Raw genomic sequence first — 17,342 nt, 5'->3', positions numbered from 1 at the left:
TCAGGGGAGTCCATATAAGGGGCGACCTTTAGGGTCGTCCGCAACGCACCAGCAATTCCAGACACCAACGCCTGTGATTGCACATCTAACGGGCGGGGATAAACCCCGCCCCTACAACGTTAGGGCAATCAGCAACAAGTGCTAATACAATTCCTTCCTTCTGCCTTAGCGCGATACAAAGCCGTATCGGCCGCACATAACATCGCAAATGGGGTGCGGAACTGGCCGTTGATTTCACTGGCAATGCCCTGGCTGACGGTCACAGAAATATCATCTGACAAACCTTGTTCAGAGAACTTTAGCTGGCTGATGTAATGCTGCACTTTAACCGCCACGGCTTTGGCCATAGCTTCGTCGTGGTAAGGCAGAATCAGCGCAAACTCTTCGCCGCCATAACGGGCCGCTAAACCCTGGCCACGAGGCACAGCCAATGAAATAGCAGCGGCTATACGGCGTAAACATTCGTCACCCTGCAGATGGCCGTACTGATCGTTAAATTGTTTAAAGTAATCAACATCTATGATCAGCACACTGACAGGGCTTTGATTTCTATTGCACTCTTCCCAATAGTGCTGCAATCGTTCATCAAAGTGACGTCTGTTGGCCAAAGCCGTCAGTGGATCTGTGCTGGCAAGCATGTGCAATTTGTAAAATTCAGCTTTGTAACTGGATAAATCGCGTATCATTACCACCAACAGCGGGTCGTCTGAAGGTAAATAAGACAAGGACAACTCAATATCTTTGATATCACCATTGGCACAAATAATGGCCATTTCAGCCGGATTCTGCTGCGCCGACAACAGACCACGACGGCCCATATCGACCAGGTTGTGGTAATGCTGCTGATAACGTTTAACTAAAAAATCCGGCCAGCAATGACCACGTAATGCACCCTGGGTATGGCCCAAAAACTGTGCTGCTTTGCTGTTAATGCACACAATCTTGCCACTGGCATTGACCACTAACACAGCTTCAGACAAATACTCAATCAGGGCAGGTAAAGACTCAAGGTGAGGCACGGCATAACCACCAGAGCCAGAAAAATCTATGCTGCTTACATCCTTGTGGTTATTAAGCGAAGGGCTTAGCTCAACTGGGCTGCCACTTGCTTCACTTACTGCTGCTGAGGTTAAATATAATCTTTTAGCTTGTGCTGAACGTGTCATAGGTCTGTGCTCCATAAGCCCTGGTACCGACGCAATTGATGCGTTTACTGAGCATGACTTTAGAACTTATGGAAAAAACAAACCTTCCGACAACCTTCTGATTTAAAGCATTGATTTTAAATAAAATAATTTTTATCTAAAAACTTAAAAAGCCCCATCGAGGGACTTTTAATTCAACTCTGTTGCTTGTGTCAGCAATAAAAAGCCTGTTCACACTTGCTGATAAAGACAACTTTTCGGCTTTTACCGCCAAACACAACAGCTTTATCTGGCTTACATAGGTGGCTGCTGGCCTTTATTTATGACCTGCGGATCCGGGCTTACCAGCAGCAAATCATTTTCTTCTGACTCGAGGATAAACTGGTATTTGCTGACACCGGAGTTTTCAATATTGTTCTCCAGCTGAATGCTTTGGCCGTCGCTACTTACCGTTACTTTTTCTATATGACCGTCAAAAGGGTTGGTAAAACCAGCGCCTGTTAAACGTAAGCCTTTAGGCGATTGTTCACTCTGCACCAACACATAGGTAATAGTGGTATTTTCAGTCAGCTCGACATTACCGTCACAAACAACGCCACTTTGGGCATAACCAAATATCGCCTGTTTATTTTTATCTAAGGTGACACTGGTTTCTATAGGATCGGCGGCATTACAAAATGGCAAGCTGGAGCCTGTTAATAATAATTTGTCGGTGTCTGTGACAATCATCGCATTTTGATACTAGCTGATGCTGCTTTGTTGGCCAAATAGCGCCAGAATTTTATAAATTTCAGTGGCAGACAAATTAGATTCCAGCAGCTCCTTATCGAAGCTGATTTGCTGGCCTTTTTTCGAAAACTTCACACTGCTGACAAACTGAAATACATGCTGTTCCAGTGCATCTAAAGGCGAAGCTGAATTTAATAGCTGCTGCAGATCAGCATTGGTTTTTACAGGAGCAAGTGCCAGATCAATTTCTTGTTGGGTGGCGGCCTGGCTTAAAAATGGCGCTGCTACTAATAAGGCAGTAAAAAGTAGGGTCGTTTTTTTCACGCTAATTCCTTTTAATTGAAAGGGTTAAGATGGGGACAAATCTGACTCCATACTAATAGCGGGACAACGAATACACAAGAGAAAATCGGGGACAACTTGAGTTGTGGCTTTTTAAAACTGAAAGAAAAAGCCCCAGCTGGGGCTTTTAGACAAAGAATTATTATTAGCTAAGAGGCGGTATTAGTACTTAGGAGGAACATTCTCTTTGTTTATAACTTGTGGGTCTGGACTTAACAACAGCAAGCTATTAGTTGAATTAGTAAAAATTAACTGAAACTTAGTTGTACCCTGTACATTATCCTCATCCACCAGTATCAGTTCCTGGCCATCAGCAGAAACCTGCACTGAGTCAATAATATTGTCATAAGGGGTTAAAAAACCTGCGCCCATAAAAGCATAACCTGTGGAATTGACCAGTCTGTAAGTAATATCTTCACCACAAGTCACCACTACACTGCCAGAACAAACTTCGCCATCCTGCAGATAAGTGACTTTAGGTTCCTGATTCGCATCCAGTGTGATCATGACTTCAATAACAGGGCCCTGAATTAAAGTTGTAGCGTTCATTAGTTTTCCTTGGTTTGAGTTAAATAACGAGAATTAAAAAGTAGTAAGTACGATAGCCGATTTTTGCAAAAGCTGTTGCAGTTCAGGGTGTTGTTCCAGCTCATTGAGGCAACTTAAAGCTCTGGCATAAGGTTGAATATAGTGAGGTCTTTTATCTTTTAGCTGTAAAGGTTCCAGTAAACTTTTTGCCCTAATACAGGAACGATGACTTTTTTCATGCTGCAATTGTGTTTTGTAATTCATTGCCTGCAATAGTTCAGTTTCAGCTAAAGCCAATGCTAATCTTGGGTTTTCAGGTTCCGCGGCATAAAACTCCTGATAAAAAGCTAAAGCTTGAGACGTAAAATCGATGCTTTTCAAAAACTGGCCTCTTGCCTGATTATAGCGAGCAGACTCTACCAACCAGTTGCTATACACACGCTGGTATTGCTGTTCGCTATCAAATTCAGTTTTCTTTTGCTCAAGCTCCTGCTTAAGCAACTCGGGGGTATAGTTTACGCGCGGATCACGTATGCTTGCATTCAACCCCATTAACCATACTTTGTGATGAATTAAATCTCCTTGCCATTCTTTGTTATCTGGATCTTGCGTCAGGGCTTGATTCAATAAACTTTGCACTTCATATACGTTATTCAAGGCTTTTCTAGTATCTCCTTGGTATGAGTAGATAGAAGCCATTATCGAGTAGCTACTGAATACTTTTTCAAGCATGTAAGCATCTACTCGGACCTTACTATTCAGACGTTCAAATTCAGCCTGTATTTGTAGATGCACAGCTATAGCTTTATGAACATCCCCTTTAGCTAAAGCCGCACTGGCTAACCAGGAACGAGTATCGGCTATGTCTGCAATTAAAGCGGTATTGCTTGGGTCTTTAGCTTTTGCCAATAATTTAAGATTAAGCGACTCATCAAAAAAAGCTGTGGCTTGCTCAAACTCTTGCAATTTCATCGCCAAAGAGCCCAATGAATTGGTGGCGTAGGATAACTCCATTAAGGCATCTACGCTGTCGGGCGCTATTTTGTACATAGCCTGGCTATAGCTGTAATACAGCTCAAATTCTGGTTTAACGCCCAGCCAGTTTTTGGCATCGTACTGAATTTGCCCTAACCAAAAGGCATTGGCACCTAAGGTTTTTAACAGTTCTAAATTATCCGGTTGCTCAGCAAGTACTGGCGCTAGCTTATCTCTGGCTGCTAATAAGGCGGTTTTGGCTTCATCAATTTTGTTACGTGAATAGGCCACTTCGCCCATAGCTTCCAGCGTTTGGCCATGTTGTAAACGGGCTTGGGTGCTTAGGTAGTGATCTTTTTCTGCATCAGAAAAGTCGCTGAAATACTCCAGCGCTTTATTGCTGATACCATCGAGTAAATCCATCCGGCCTATGCTGCGTAATTTATCGGCAAAATCACCCACCATAAAACCTAATAAACTTTCGGCTGCTAAACGTTTTTGCTGCGCTTGTTGTTCGGCTTCAAAACTTCGGAAACTCATTAATACTGCAGTGAAAGTCAGCACACAGAGTAAGGCAAAAGTTAAGCGTCTGCTGGTGCGTACTAATTTGGATCTTTTGCCTGAGGCCAAAATAAAAGCTTGTTCGTTGGCATCCAGCGTAAAAAAGCCATTGTGCGCCAGTTGCTGGGCTTCGGCTAAAGGTTTGCCGTCGGCCAATAAATAGGCGCTGTGTTTATCTTCGGCCAGCCAGCGTTTGGTTAAATGCTGCACGCGGCTTTTTACACTTAAACTTTGATGGTGTTCTGCTATCCAGTTGGTGGCGCGTGGCCAGCGCCTTAATAAAGCTTCGTGCGCTATGCTAAAACAAGGTACGGCATTGTGCAGGTGGGAGACAAATAAACGATGTTCCACCATGGCTTGTACCAAAGTACGCTCAGCCTCATTGTGTAATTGTTGCCAGAGTGCTGTACGGCTGGTGATGGACTGTTCGTCTTCGCGTAACGTCACCAGTAAAGAGAGCACCCTGGGTAAGCTGTCTTTTTCTGCTGCGCTTAACATGGCTATGGCCTGCTCGGCATTTTTACCTATAGCGCCTTCAATACCGCCTAAGTTTTTATAGACAGAAAACAGTAGCTGATTGCTGTCGCTGCGCTGTAAATACAATTCCTGCAAAGTGTATTGCAGCATAGGTAAAGCATCGGGGTTGCTGGCCGCTTCACTGCATAGCAGCTCATCCAGAGGCACTGCGGTATTTGGGTCTAAGTCCCAACTTAAATTGGCGGCTATGGCCGGTAAGCGGATCATTTGCAATAAATCGGCTCGGCTTGGTGGTGCTAAGTCAAAATGCGCGCCACGGGCTTTGCCTGCCATTAAACTGGGATAGGTAACTAATAAAGGATAAAACTCGTTACGACAGGCACTTAATACCAGCACTAAACCGGATGTGGCCAGTTGTTCCATCCGGTCGATAAACAGCAGCCTTTCTTCTTCGCTAAATAGCGGCGAGGATAACAGCACTTCAAGCCGGTCGATAAAAATGGCAAAACGGGATTTGCTTTCACTTTGGTGTTGCAGCGCCTTTTTGCAGCTTTGCAGCACCCAGTCCATTTGATGTTGTAGTTTATCTGCCAATTGTTCGGCACTGCAGCCGTCAAATACAGGCTGGTCTGCCAGGTCCCAGTCGAGCAAAGCACTGGCAAGCTGCATTAATAATTGGCCTGGGGTTAGATCGGCTAAATCCAGACTGCTGTACGACTCTACCTTAACGCCGTTATAGCCGCTGTTTTGCATCAGATTTGGCATCACACCAGCATTGATTAAGGAAGATTTACCACTGCCGCTTGGGCCTAACACCAAACAAAAAGCTCTGCCGTATTGTACTTGCTGCGCTATACGTTCCAGCAAGGTTTCAATTTGGCTGCCACGGCCAAAAAATACTTTGGCATAACGGGCGTCGTAAGCCTGTAAACCGGGAAAAGGCGAACCGCCCTGCCAGCTTTGTGGTGTCGCGCTTTCTTCCTGCCCCAGCGGAAAAGTCACCTGAGCCAGGGTGCGGTAACCGCGTTTACGTATGGTTTCAATATAAGTAGAGGCAGTGGCGCTGTCGCCCAGGGCTTTACGAATTTGGGTGATAATTTTATGCAGTGGGTTATCGCCCACTTCGGTTTGAGGCCAGCACAGGCTTACAATCTCGTCGCTGCTTAGTACTTCTCCGGCTTTTTGGCACAGTAAAACCAGTACATCCATAGCTTTAGGTTCAAGCTGGATCAGCTGTTTGCCAAGCCTGAGCGTGTTGGCACTAGGGTCTACTTGCCACTCGCCAAAAAAGAAAGTACCGTTCATAACCACAGCCATAAGTTAACTATATGTTTAATATATAGTTATGGGTCGTATTATGAAAGCATTGATTTGTTACCCGCGTGGCAGAGTGCTAAAANCATTGATTTGTTACCCGCGTGGCAGAGTGCTAAAAACGGGCGACCATAAAGGTCGCCGCTACAATACAATCCATAATCAACCGTATGGGCGGGTTTTATCCCCGCCCGTCTTGACGTCAAAACCTACAGAGATAAGGTGTATCCCCATCCATAGACCGGGATAAATCCTCCAGAAATGGCGATATGATCTGACGTCCTCACGGGCGCCCATAAAGGTCGCCGCTACAATACAATCCATAATCAACCGTAGGGGCGGGTTTTATCCCCGCCCGTCCCGAATTCAAAATCGATAGAGATAAGGTGTATCCCCATCCATAGACCGGGATAAATCCTCCAGAAATGGCGATATGATCTGACGTCCTCACGGGCGACCATAAAGGTCGCCGCTACAATACAATCCATAATCAACCGTAGGGGCGGGGTTTATCCCCGCCCGTCTTGAATTCAAAGCCTATAGAGATAAGGTGTATCCCCATCCATAGACCGGGATAAATCCTCCAGAAATGGCGATATGATCTGACATCTTCACGGGCGACCATAAAGGTCGCCCCTACAAGATAATCCATAATCAACCCTAGGGGCGGGGTTTATCCCCGCCCGTCTTGAATTTCAGGCAATAAAAAATCGTCTGGAACGATTTTTAACAGCTTTAGCTGGCCCGGAGGGCATTTTGCAGGACAGCAAAATGTAAAAAAGGCACCCTAGGTGCCTTTTTTGACTGATGCCTGAAATTACTTGGCGCCCAGTACTGCGAAACGTTTTTTGAAGCGGTCAACACGGCCGCCTACGTCTAACACTTTTTGCTTGCCAGTATAGAATGGGTGGCAAGCTGAGCAAACGTCCAAGTGGATGTCTTTGCACAGTGTAGAGTGAGTTTTGAAAGAGTTACCGCAAGTACAAGTTGCAGTGATTTCTTTGTAATCCGGGTGGATACTTGGTTTCATGGGTTACCTCGTTAGGCCGTATCGCTATCTGATCAACTGTTGTCAGACACCATACGCAATTTCAGTTAAATTAGGGCGCGTAGTTTAATTGCTAAGGCTTAAAGTTTCAACAAATTGGCTAATTTATTTTTAATGGCTTTGTCTATGTTAGCGCTTTACACTAATTGCTTGATAAAACAGGTGGAATTTAGCAGTGATAGTGATTCGGGTTGCCTTGCCTATTCCTCTTCGGGTGCATTTTGATTACCTGTGTGACTCAGAAGTGCAGCCAGGTTGTCGTGTTTTGGTGCCTTTTGGCAAACGCGAGCTGATAGGTATTGTCTGGCAACTAAACCCCAGCGACAGCTATGACGCAACTCAATTGAAAGCTGTGACCCAAGTATTGGATCAAACTCCGGTATTAGCTGCCCCTATTCGCCAGTTATTAAGTTTTGCCGCCGATTATTATCATCATCCTTTAGGCGATGTACTGACCAGCGCCCTGCCCGCTTTATTACGCGACGGAAAAAATGCCGATCCTGTTAAAGGCCACAGCTATCAGCTGACAGAAGCGGGTCAGCATTTAACTGCAGAGCAGTTTAAAGCAGCAAAAAAACGGCTGGCCTTGTGGCAGCAGTTGCAACAGCCTCAAACCGAAAGCCAGTTGCTTGAGCATTTTCAGCGCAAAGAACTGCAGTATTTTATTGACCAGGGCTGGGCTCTGGTTACGCCACTCTTGTATGGTCCTTATCAAACCGCTGCTGAACAACAAAAGTCCTTACCTTTAAATCCGGCGCAAGCTCTGGCCGTAACAGCTGTGCAACAAGCCTTGGGCAGTTTCAGCTGTTTTCTATTGGAAGGGGTGACAGGTTCAGGCAAAACCGAAGTCTATTTACAGGCCATCAGCCCTGTGGTTAAAGCAGGTGGCCAGGTGCTGGTGTTGGTACCGGAAATTGGTTTAACGCCGCAAACTTTAGCCCGTTTTGAACAACGTTTTGCTGTGCCTGTTGGGGTCTGGCATTCCAATATGACAGACCTGGAGAGGTTTACCGTCTGGCAACGCTGCCAAACCGGTGATTTAGCTATAGTGATAGGCACCCGCTCTGCTTTGTTTTTGCCTTTTTTAAAGCTTGATCTATTAATCATTGATGAAGAACACGATAGCTCCTTTAAACAGCAGGACGGCTTTCGTTATCACGCCCGCGATTTAGCTATTAAACGTGCTTCTATTCAGTGTTGCCCTATTTTATTGGGCTCAGCAACACCGAGCTTAGAGAGCCTGGCCAATGTACAGCAAGGCCGCTTTGCTCATCTGGAATTGCCCGACCGCGCCGCGGGTCAACTGATGCCCAGTGTAGAACTGGTCGATTTAAAACAGCAGCAAATGCTGCACGGCATGGCAGGTTTAACCAGGCAGCGCATTGAACAACATTTAAAACTGGGCCAGCAGGTGCTGCTGTTTTTAAATCGCCGTGGTTTTGCGCCAGCTCTTATTTGCCATGAATGCGGCTGGATGACCGAATGCCACAGATGCAGCGCTTTTACTACCTTTCATAAACAAAGCCGTCAGTTGGTGTGCCACCATTGTGGTGCGACTAAAGGCGTACCACATCAATGTGGCGGTTGTGGCAGCACTCAACTGGCACCTGTGGGCCAGGGCACAGAACAGCTGGAAGAACAGCTGCAACAGCTGTTTCCGGCACACAGAGTCACCCGGCTGGACAGAGACAGCACCAGACGAAAAGGTAGTTTGCAGCAGGCTTTGGATCAGATTTTACAAGGTGAGCCTCAGCTGATTTTAGGCACTCAGATGCTGGCCAAAGGCCATCACTTCCCCAATGTAGGTTTAGTGGTGATTATTGATGTCGATTCGGCCTTGTACAGCAACGATTTTCGCGCCCCTGAACAATTGGCTCAGCTGTTGACTCAAGTGTCGGGCCGCGCTGGTCGTGGTTCACAGCCCGGCAAAGTATTACTGCAAACCCATTATCCGGGTCATGCGCTATTACAGGATGTGATTCAAAACGGTTATGCCTCCTTTGCCCGCAGTGCGTTAAAAGAACGGCAACAAACCTTTTTGCCACCTTTTATGTTCCTGGCTTTATTCAGAGTAGAAGCGCATCAGTTGGAGCTTTGCAAAGAATGGTTGCAACAAGTGGCTGACCATTATAAAAACTGGCAACAAGTGCAGTTGCTGGGGCCGCTGGCTTGCCCTATGGAACGTAAAGCCGGTAAATACCGCTGGCAAATTCAGCTTTTTGCCAAAGACAGGAAACAATTGCACCAAAGCCTGGACTCAGTGCTGACAGAAATCAGCCGCTGGTCCTTAAGCCGCAAGGTAAAATGGCAGCTGGACGTAGACCCACAAGACCTGAATTAATCATTTCTTTTTAACAAAACTGCAGTAGAATGCGGGACATCAGGCCAGTAGTCCTTAGTTGTAAAGATGCCACAAAAAGATTATGTCAAAGCAGGTCGGGCCGCGCCCAGACCGAAAAAAAACACAAAAACGGTAAAACCTTTTCCCTGGGCTTTGGTGCTCTCCGTTGGTGTTGTTGTTATTGGTTTTATTTGGTTTTTATATCATTTATCGCAGAAAACCCCAGTCGCAGATCCAGTCACTCCGGTGCTCACCGCCAAAAAAGACGATTTGCCAGCTAAGCCTGCGAAAGAGCCTTACCAGTATATTGAAGAGCTGGAAAATAAAGAAATTCAGGTCAAAGTGGATGAACTTGAAGCCAAAGGCCCTTTTTTAATGTTTTGTGGAACCTACCGTGCCAACGACACGGCTCAACAAATGAAGGCTAAAGTTGCCTTTGCAGGTTATCCCTCGGAAGTACGACGTATTGAAGGCAAGAATGGTGTGTTTTACCGGGTTACGCTAGGGCCTTACAGCAGCAAACGCCAGGCTGAAAGTGACAGAAGTCGTTTGCTACGACAAAAAGTAGCAGACTGCCGCATAGCCACACTTTAATCTTTAGCCCTTTCGGCTCAAAGCCACAGCTTTCAATCGAAAGGGCATTGAAAATCTGAATGCTCACCCTTATCTCTCTGCTTATCTGTTTTTCTTAGCCAAAAGGGCTTCTGATGACCACTATTGTTTCTGTACGCCGCAACGGCCATGTTGCCATTGCAGGTGACGGCCAGGTCTCACTGGGTAATACCGTCATGAAGGGCAATGCCCGTAAAGTTCGCCGTTTATATCATGGCAAGGTGCTGGCAGGTTTTGCTGGCGGCACAGCCGACGCTTTTACCTTATTTGAACGTTTTGAAGCCAAACTCGAGATGCATCAGGGCCATTTAATGCGCGCTGCCGTTGAATTAGCCAAAGACTGGCGCACTGACCGTATGCTACGCAAACTCGAAGCCTTATTGGCTGTGGCTGACGCCAATTGTTCACTGATCATCACAGGCAACGGTGATGTGATCCAGCCTGAACATGATCTGATAGCCATAGGCAGCGGTGGGCCTTTTGCCCAAGCAGCGGCTACTGCACTTTTAGCCAACACTGAATTAAGCGCACGCGAAATTGCAGAAAAAAGTTTAACCATAGCTGGTGATATTTGTGTCTATACCAACCATCACCAGACCATTGAAGAATTGTAAGGGTAATTTGAATGTCTGATATGACCCCAAGAGAGATAGTCCACGAACTGGATCGCCATATTATTGGTCAGGCCAATGCCAAACGTGCAGTAGCTATTGCACTGCGCAACAGATGGCGCCGTATGCAGCTGGACCCGGCGTTACGTCAGGAAATCACGCCAAAAAACATTCTGATGATAGGCCCGACTGGTGTAGGTAAAACAGAAATAGCCCGTCGTCTGGCCAAATTGGCCAACGCGCCTTTTATTAAAGTAGAAGCCACTAAATTCACTGAAGTAGGTTATGTAGGTAAAGAAGTGGAAAGTATTATCCGCGATTTAACCGACAGTGCAGTGAAGATGTTCCGTGAGCAGGAAGTAGCGAAAAACAAATTCCGTGCTGAAGAAGCAGCAGAAGAACGTATTCTCGACGCTTTGTTGCCGCCAGCACGTGATGCCTGGGGTAAAGCTGAAACCAACGAATCAGATAGCAGCACCCGGCAAATTTTCCGTAAGAAATTACGTGAAGGCCAGTTGGACGACAAAGAAATTGAAATCGATTTAGCAGCTCCTGTGATGGGTGTGGAGATTATGGCCCCTCCAGGTATGGAAGAAATGACCTCCCAGCTGCAATCTATGTTTCAGAACTTGGGTTCAGATAAGAAAAAAAGTCGCAAGTTGAAAATCAAAGATGCCTTTAAACAACTGGTGGAAGAGGAAGCCGCTCGTCTGGTCAATCCAGAAGAGCTGAAACTGAAAGCTCTGGAAGCGGTTGAACAAACAGGTATCGTCTTTATTGATGAAATAGACAAAATTTGTAAACGCGGCGAAACCAGCGGTCCTGACGTGTCACGTGAAGGGGTGCAACGGGATTTACTGCCATTAATAGAAGGCTGCACTGTGACCACTAAACACGGCATGGTGAAAACCGACCATATTCTGTTTATCGCTTCAGGTGCCTTTCAGATGGCCAAACCATCAGATTTAGTACCGGAATTGCAAGGTCGTCTGCCAATACGGGTAGAGCTTGATGCTTTATCTGCTCATGATTTTGAGCGCATTCTGACAGAACCTAAAGCTTCGCTGACCGAACAAAGTGTGGCGATGCTGGCGACCGAAGGTGTGCACATCAGTTTTGCAGAAGACGGCATTAAACGTATTGCCAATGCAGCCTGGCAGGTAAATGAGCGCACGGAAAACATCGGTGCCCGTCGCTTATATACAGTGATGGAAAAACTGCTGGAAGAGTTGTCTTTTGATGCTGCCGATCACAGTGGTCAGCAAGTAGTGATTGACGCTACTTATGTAGATTCGCACCTGGACGCTTTAGTGCAGGACGAAGACTTAAGCCGTTTTATTTTATAACGCTTTCGTAAAGGCAATAGCATGACAGCACAGACTTCTGTTCCTGCATCCACTGCAAAGACCTCTCAGGTGTCTGTGCTGCATTATCATCGCTTAAGCAAAATACTGGACGTTAACTTTTCTGACGGCCAGCTGTTTAGTTTTAGCGCTGAATTTTTGCGGGTATTTTCACCTTCAGCCGAAGTAAGGGGTCATGGCAAACCTCAATTGGTCAGTCATAAAAAAGACGTGGCCATCAGCCAGATTGTGCCTGTGGGCCAATACGCCGTTAAACTGGTTTTTGATGATGGCCATCAAACAGGTTTGTATAGCTGGGCTTATCTGGCAAAACTGGCGACTGAGCAGGATGAACTCTGGAAGGACTATCTGCAGCGATTAAAACGAGCTAACAGCAATCGCGAAATACTGCTAAACATCAAACAACTCTAAAAGTGGGGTAAGATCACACAGGTTATGCGTAACTTATGTGATCTGACCCATTTTATTAAGCCTTAAATTTATCCACTGTCTGATGCAACATACTGGCCTGACTGGCGACCTCTTCACTGATTTGAGCATTATGTTTAGAAATACTCAGCGAGTCTTCAGAAATATCCCGAATACGCACTACGTTCTTATTCACATCTGCAGCAACTATACTTTGCTCTTCTATAGCAGTGGCAATTTGAGTCGTCATGTCCATGATCAGCGCTACATCACTGGTGATTTGCCGCAATAAATCTATTGTGGACCCCGCTTGACTTGCACTTTCCTTACCCTGGGTCTGACAATTTTGCATCACTGCCACTATGTTCTTAGTGCGTTGTTGCAGTCCTGAAATAATTTTCTCAATCTGACCAGTTGATTCCTGAGTGCGCTGAGCCAGGCTACGAACCTCATCTGCTACCACTGCAAAACCGCGGCCTTGCTCACCTGCTCTTGCCGCTTCGATGGCAGCATTCAGAGCCAACAAGTTGGTTTGTTCAGCAATTCCTCGTATCACATCAAGCACTGAGCCTATGGTAGCACTGTCTTTCTCAAGCTCAGTCAAAACCACAGAGGCCTGCTGTAACTCATCAGACAACAGATTAATCCGCTTCACTGTTTGCTCCACTTCTTTTAAACCTGACATGGCGTTGGTATTAGCGTCCTGCGCTTTAGCCGCAGTGTTTTCGGTGTTAACCGCTATTTGGTCAACCGTAGCCCCCATTTCTGTAACAGCTGTTGCCACCATATCGCTTTCCATTTGCTGCTGTGCCATACCTTTACTGGTTTCAGAAGTTGACTTCGCCAACTCATGAGTCGCAGCATCTAACATCTCCAGCGCCTGATTCACGTTACGTACTAAGCCCTGCACATCAGACAACATATGATTAAAGTCTTTGGCCAAGGTGGTCATTTCATCCTGCCCCTCCTCATCTACCCTTAAGCGGAAATCATTGTCTCTGCGCACCCGACCTATAGTGGCGCAGACTTTTTGTATAGGCAGCAAAATACTGTTGCTCGTCATCAGGACCAGAGCGATCACCAAAACCAGTACCATAATAAACAAGCTGATAGCCAAAGTTTCACTGGATGAGCTCGCTTGCAGTACTGAAGCTTCTGCTTCTTTTGACATTGAAGACAGGCTCTCTTCGGTTTGATGAATAGCAGAACGCATTTGCCCCATAAGTCCTTGATCATGAGCCAATCCAATTTTTTCTTCACCTTCCACCAACTTTACGAAGGCCACTCCATAATCATCGGCCAGTTGCTGTAGCTCAGATACTAAGGCCTGGTCTGAGATGTTTTGCTGAATTTGCGCACGAAAGCCTGCAAGGCCTTGATTAAAGGCTGTTAGGTACTTCAGTTCTTTTCGAAGCATAAAATCTTTTTCGTCACGACGCAGTTGCAATAACAGAGCTGTTAATTGCCAATCATTGATGTCTTTAAAAGCTTGCCCTAATGCATGGGCTTTTGAACGGAACTCACCATATAAACCAGATTGAGGATCTAAACCAACCTCCACAGAAAGTTGCACCAGTTGATTAAAAAGCTGCTGATAAGTCTGAGTGAATTTACTAAAAGACTGCAATGCAGCAGTATCTATACCTGCATCCATAAGACCTTCGGTCAGCAGTTTAACTTTGTTATTGAGCTCAGCTGAAGATTGATTAAACTTTTGCTGATACTCAATATCAGAGCGTAACAAAAAGTCTTTTTCATCCCGGCGCAATTGCAGTACTGCGGGCTTCAGACTTTCTACTTCCAGGCGCAATTGAGATAAAGTATTCAGCTGATTACTTTGAAATAGTAACAACCCCAACATCACTAACATAGAGACTGCAACAGTCATTGCATTGAGCAATAAACGCTGACGTATCGAAAACTGACGTAAAACGGCCATCTGAGCTACTCCGCAAACCAAGGCAAGGTTACACTGCTCACTAAATCAAGCAGCATAAGTGGTGACAGGTCAAGTATAGAGCCAATTTGGAAGAGTGGTATTTCAGTCGAATTAAATATGAACTAATTGAAATTGCAGCGCTAATTCAAAATTTGCTGCGCTATCAAACTACTGGATACACCCAAAGATGAGCCTGCCAGTATATCCAGAGGAAAATGTACCCCTAAGAGTATACGTGACAAGCCAATTAACCCAGCCCAACTGAAGGCGAACCAGGCCCAATCAGGGTAAAAACATAACAAGCTTGTAGCTACGACAAAAGCGGCAGCTGTGTGGCCAGAGGGTAGACTGAATTTATCTGAAGCTTCGATATGAGCTTGCATCATACCGGCCATAAGCTGATAAGGCCGCTGACGGCGAATGGAGTTTTTCAACACCAGATACAAGGGTAATTCTATGGCCAAACTCAAAAGTAGCAACTCAGTAAAAGCACCAGCGTGAGTCAGCTCTAACAAAAAGAATAAAACGACCAACAGCAAGTAGAAAGGGCCATCACCTGTTTTAGAACACCAGTAGCTAAATTGATGGATACGTTTTCGTTCACTTTTACTGAACAGTGCAACAAAGCAGCGCTGATCCCATAATCCGAGCCTTTGTAACCACATAAGTCACCCGTCGTTTTACTTTGACCTTATCCAGCTTAAAACGGCTTAGTGACATATACATGACAAAAAGTAATCAATTAGTTGGACAAAGCACAACCATTGAGCAAAGCCAAAGCATCAGCTTCGGGCAGCGGCTTCGCTAATAAATAACCTTGAATGGCGTCACAGGCTAAAGTTCGAAGCAACTGTAACTGGGTCTCAGTTTCTACCCCTTCAGCTAAAATACGTTTGCCCAAACCGTGAGCTAAAGTGATCATAGTTTTCACTATCATCATATCGGAGTCATTTGCTGCCATATCTGTTACGAAGCTGCGATCAATCTTGATTTTGTCGATTGGCATTTTGCGCAAATAGCCTAAAGAGGAATACCCAGTGCCAAAGTCATCAATAGACACTCTAATACCCATTTGTTGTAACTCATTGATATAGTTGTATCCTTTCTCCATGTCACCCATAGCGGTGTTTTCTGTGATCTCCAGTTCCAATACGGCTGGCGAAACCTGATACTTCAGTAACAACTGCTGAATACGTTTTTTTAACCCGTCAGCCTGAAAATGCACTGGCGACATATTGACCGCTACAGGAATATGAACACCTTGTTTTTTCCACTCGGCCAAAGTACAAACCGCTTTCTCCAAGAGCAACAAGTCCAGCTCTTTACTTAACCCCACCTGCTCCACCAAAGGTAAAAACTGACCAGGCATAAGTAAACCTTGCTGCGGATGCTCCCAGCGTACCAAGGCCTCAAAAGCCTCAATGCGTTGTTCGCGCAAGTCCCATTGTGGTTGAAAATAAAATACAAATTGATCCTGCTCCAACGCCAGTAACAGATCTTTTTCTAGGCTAAGTAAGCGTGCCGACTCCTCTTCCATGCCCTGCTGATAAAAAGTGCAACGTTGCCGCTGACTTTTGCAGTGATGGAAAGCAATATTGGCTTTTTGGAGTAAAAGGTCGGCTTCCACAGCATGTTGTGGCGACTGAGCTAAACCAATGCTGGCGGTCAGTTTGATCAGACCACTCTCTGTAGTAAAAGGCTTTTCAATCAATTGCTCCAGGTGCTGTAACGCAAACAATTTTTGCCTGTCTGTACTGCAGTCCTCCAACACCAGTGCGAAAATATCTCCCCCAGTTCTGGCGATCAGCCGAGGTTTGACGATTGACGATTCAAAGCGCCGATTCACCTCGCGTAGAATACGATCACCTTGTTTTAGTCCCACTGACTCATTGACGACCTTAAAACTATCCAAACCAATCATAAGCAGAGTAACAGGGGTATTGGCCTGCAGTAGCAGATCTAGTTCCCGCAACAGTGCATCGCGGTTCAAAGCCGAGGTTAACGGATCATGGTTATCCAAATACTGAGTTTTAGCAGTCAGTTCTCTGTTGGTACTGCGCTCATCTTCCTGTAACCAGATGATCAGACCTAATCCTAAAATCACCTGAATCAACAATTCCAAGTGTTTAAGATAAACAGCGATCTGATAGTGTTCAAGTTCAGACTTCTGCCAAAAAATACTAGTGGCGCTCATCAGAAACAACAGACCCCAGGCCAGCATCGCGCTGGCAACCACTTTAGTTGCAAAAATAAGTTTAGTTAAACTCCATAGCCAAAATCCGGCCACGCACAAAGCTGCTCCAATCAGAAACAGCCTCAGATACAGCTGCAAATAACCAACCCAGTCCTGATAGTGCGGTAAAACCAGCAAGGGGACCACGGATAAAAATGAAATCCCTGTAACCAGCAACAACAACTGGTTTACGGCTCTGGAGGCTAGCCGCTGCTGTTTTACTGCCTCAAAAACTCCCACCAGTATCCAAACAGCAAAGGCATAACAAAAACTAATCAACAACAATTTAACCAGCTGTCCAAGCCAGACAGCAGCAAATACAGGGCGCCAGAACACATCAACTAGCACAAAGGTGGCGTAAGTTGTAAAACAACAAAAAGCTATGGCCCAGGATTTTAGATAATGTCGTTGGTATACTTTGAAAAAGTACCACAACAAAGCACTTAAGGTGATCGCAACCCCTATCTGCGTCAGGTGTAACAAGGTCCGGGCTAACAGCTCTGAATTCAAAGGGTGGGGTCCTGACGAAACAAGTGCAATAAAGGTAGCAAAGTCACCTTAGCACTGGCAATACACAGACACAATCAAGCATTAAAAGAACCGAAAAAAGCAAGCTGACTTAATCTCAGAGTATACTCAGGCGAATGAGTCCCCATGAGTATAGGTTACTATGTGATTGGGGTGATTGGTGCGTTCGAGAGCTGTCAACGACCTT

At 45.6% G+C, this 17,342-nt stretch carries 14 protein-coding genes; 5 read left to right on the top strand and 9 right to left on the bottom strand.

The window, feature by feature from the left end:
* Window positions 1–128 precede the first annotated feature (128 nt).
* From EMM73_RS04240 to rpmE, 6 genes are all read right to left on the bottom strand, one after another.
* Window positions 129–1,166, bottom strand: coding sequence for a sensor domain-containing diguanylate cyclase (locus EMM73_RS04240; RefSeq protein ID WP_127685203.1), 1,038 nt, complete (start codon window positions 1,164–1,166; stop codon window positions 129–131).
* 273 nt (window positions 1,167–1,439) lie between these two features.
* Entirely contained in the window at window positions 1,440–1,874 is a 435-nt protein-coding gene (locus EMM73_RS04235) for a DP-EP family protein (RefSeq protein ID WP_127685202.1), read from the bottom strand.
* Window positions 1,875–1,886: 12 nt separating this feature from the next.
* Window positions 1,887–2,198 carry a hypothetical protein gene (locus EMM73_RS04230; protein ID WP_127685201.1) on the bottom strand — a complete coding sequence of 104 codons (312 nt, stop codon included), beginning with the start codon at window positions 2,196–2,198 and terminating at the stop codon, window positions 1,887–1,889.
* A 180-nt stretch (window positions 2,199–2,378) separates the two neighbouring features.
* Window positions 2,379–2,765 carry a DP-EP family protein gene (locus tag EMM73_RS04225; RefSeq protein ID WP_127685200.1) on the bottom strand — a complete coding sequence of 129 codons (387 nt, stop codon included), beginning with the start codon at window positions 2,763–2,765 and terminating at the stop codon, window positions 2,379–2,381.
* Window positions 2,766–2,798: 33 nt separating this feature from the next.
* Window positions 2,799–6,062 carry an nSTAND1 domain-containing NTPase gene (locus tag EMM73_RS04220; protein WP_127685199.1) on the bottom strand — a complete coding sequence of 1,088 codons (3,264 nt, stop codon included), beginning with the start codon at window positions 6,060–6,062 and terminating at the stop codon, window positions 2,799–2,801.
* An 826-nt stretch (window positions 6,063–6,888) separates the two neighbouring features.
* Window positions 6,889–7,101, bottom strand: a complete 213-nt coding sequence (rpmE, locus tag EMM73_RS04215) for a 50S ribosomal protein L31 (protein ID WP_082335827.1) — start codon at window positions 7,099–7,101, stop codon at window positions 6,889–6,891.
* Window positions 7,102–7,294: 193 nt separating this feature from the next.
* Between rpmE and priA the strand changes: the two genes are divergently transcribed.
* The 5 genes from priA (at window position 7,295) to EMM73_RS04190 (ending at window position 12,458) form a co-directional block, all read left to right on the top strand.
* Window positions 7,295–9,460, top strand: a complete 2,166-nt coding sequence (gene priA / locus EMM73_RS04210; protein WP_261373322.1) for a primosomal protein N' — start codon at window positions 7,295–7,297, stop codon at window positions 9,458–9,460.
* Window positions 9,461–9,526: 66 nt separating this feature from the next.
* Window positions 9,527–10,054, top strand: a complete 528-nt coding sequence (locus EMM73_RS04205) for an SPOR domain-containing protein (protein WP_127685198.1) — start codon at window positions 9,527–9,529, stop codon at window positions 10,052–10,054.
* Between the two features lie 113 nt (window positions 10,055–10,167).
* Window positions 10,168–10,686, top strand: a complete 519-nt coding sequence (hslV, locus tag EMM73_RS04200; protein ID WP_046520987.1) for an ATP-dependent protease subunit HslV — start codon at window positions 10,168–10,170, stop codon at window positions 10,684–10,686.
* Between the two features lie 11 nt (window positions 10,687–10,697).
* Window positions 10,698–12,029, top strand: coding sequence for an HslU--HslV peptidase ATPase subunit (gene hslU / locus EMM73_RS04195; protein WP_127685197.1), 1,332 nt, complete (start codon window positions 10,698–10,700; stop codon window positions 12,027–12,029).
* Window positions 12,030–12,050: 21 nt separating this feature from the next.
* The gene (locus EMM73_RS04190; RefSeq protein ID WP_127685196.1) at window positions 12,051–12,458 is read left to right on the top strand and encodes a gamma-butyrobetaine hydroxylase family protein; all 408 of its coding nucleotides are present in this window, start codon (window positions 12,051–12,053) and stop codon (window positions 12,456–12,458) included.
* Window positions 12,459–12,513: 55 nt separating this feature from the next.
* On the opposite strand, the gene EMM73_RS04185 is transcribed toward EMM73_RS04190, so the two are convergent.
* From EMM73_RS04185 to EMM73_RS04175, 3 genes are all read right to left on the bottom strand, one after another.
* Entirely contained in the window at window positions 12,514–14,394 is a 1,881-nt protein-coding gene (locus EMM73_RS04185; protein WP_127685195.1) for a methyl-accepting chemotaxis protein, read from the bottom strand.
* Between the two features lie 140 nt (window positions 14,395–14,534).
* Window positions 14,535–15,059: a phosphatase PAP2 family protein gene (locus EMM73_RS04180; protein WP_127685194.1), complete on the bottom strand. Its 525-nt coding sequence runs from the start codon at window positions 15,057–15,059 to the stop codon at window positions 14,535–14,537.
* A 77-nt stretch (window positions 15,060–15,136) separates the two neighbouring features.
* Window positions 15,137–17,137, bottom strand: coding sequence for a putative bifunctional diguanylate cyclase/phosphodiesterase (locus EMM73_RS04175; protein ID WP_127685193.1), 2,001 nt, complete (start codon window positions 17,135–17,137; stop codon window positions 15,137–15,139).
* Window positions 17,138–17,342: the final 205 nt, after the last annotated feature.

Source organism: Rheinheimera sediminis (assembly GCF_004005375.1).
GTDB lineage: Bacteria > Pseudomonadota > Gammaproteobacteria > Enterobacterales > Alteromonadaceae > Pararheinheimera.
Note: the sequence above shows the minus strand (reverse complement) of the source record. Positions and strands in the feature narration are given on the sequence as shown.

Coding starts and splice junctions, on each gene's coding strand:
- EMM73_RS04240 (WP_127685203.1), bottom strand. CDS start 1,166: ATGACACGTTCAGCACAAGCTAAAAGATTATATTTAACCTCAGCAGCA.
- EMM73_RS04235 (WP_127685202.1), bottom strand. CDS start 1,874: ATGATTGTCACAGACACCGACAAATTATTATTAACAGGCTCCAGCTTG.
- EMM73_RS04225 (WP_127685200.1), bottom strand. CDS start 2,765: ATGAACGCTACAACTTTAATTCAGGGCCCTGTTATTGAAGTCATGATC.
- EMM73_RS04220 (WP_127685199.1), bottom strand. CDS start 6,062: ATGAACGGTACTTTCTTTTTTGGCGAGTGGCAAGTAGACCCTAGTGCC.
- rpmE (WP_082335827.1), bottom strand. CDS start 7,101: ATGAAACCAAGTATCCACCCGGATTACAAAGAAATCACTGCAACTTGT.
- EMM73_RS04205 (WP_127685198.1), top strand. CDS start 9,527: ATGCCACAAAAAGATTATGTCAAAGCAGGTCGGGCCGCGCCCAGACCG.
- hslV (WP_046520987.1), top strand. CDS start 10,168: ATGACCACTATTGTTTCTGTACGCCGCAACGGCCATGTTGCCATTGCA.
- hslU (WP_127685197.1), top strand. CDS start 10,698: ATGTCTGATATGACCCCAAGAGAGATAGTCCACGAACTGGATCGCCAT.
- EMM73_RS04190 (WP_127685196.1), top strand. CDS start 12,051: ATGACAGCACAGACTTCTGTTCCTGCATCCACTGCAAAGACCTCTCAG.
- EMM73_RS04185 (WP_127685195.1), bottom strand. CDS start 14,394: ATGGCCGTTTTACGTCAGTTTTCGATACGTCAGCGTTTATTGCTCAAT.
- EMM73_RS04180 (WP_127685194.1), bottom strand. CDS start 15,059: ATGTGGTTACAAAGGCTCGGATTATGGGATCAGCGCTGCTTTGTTGCA.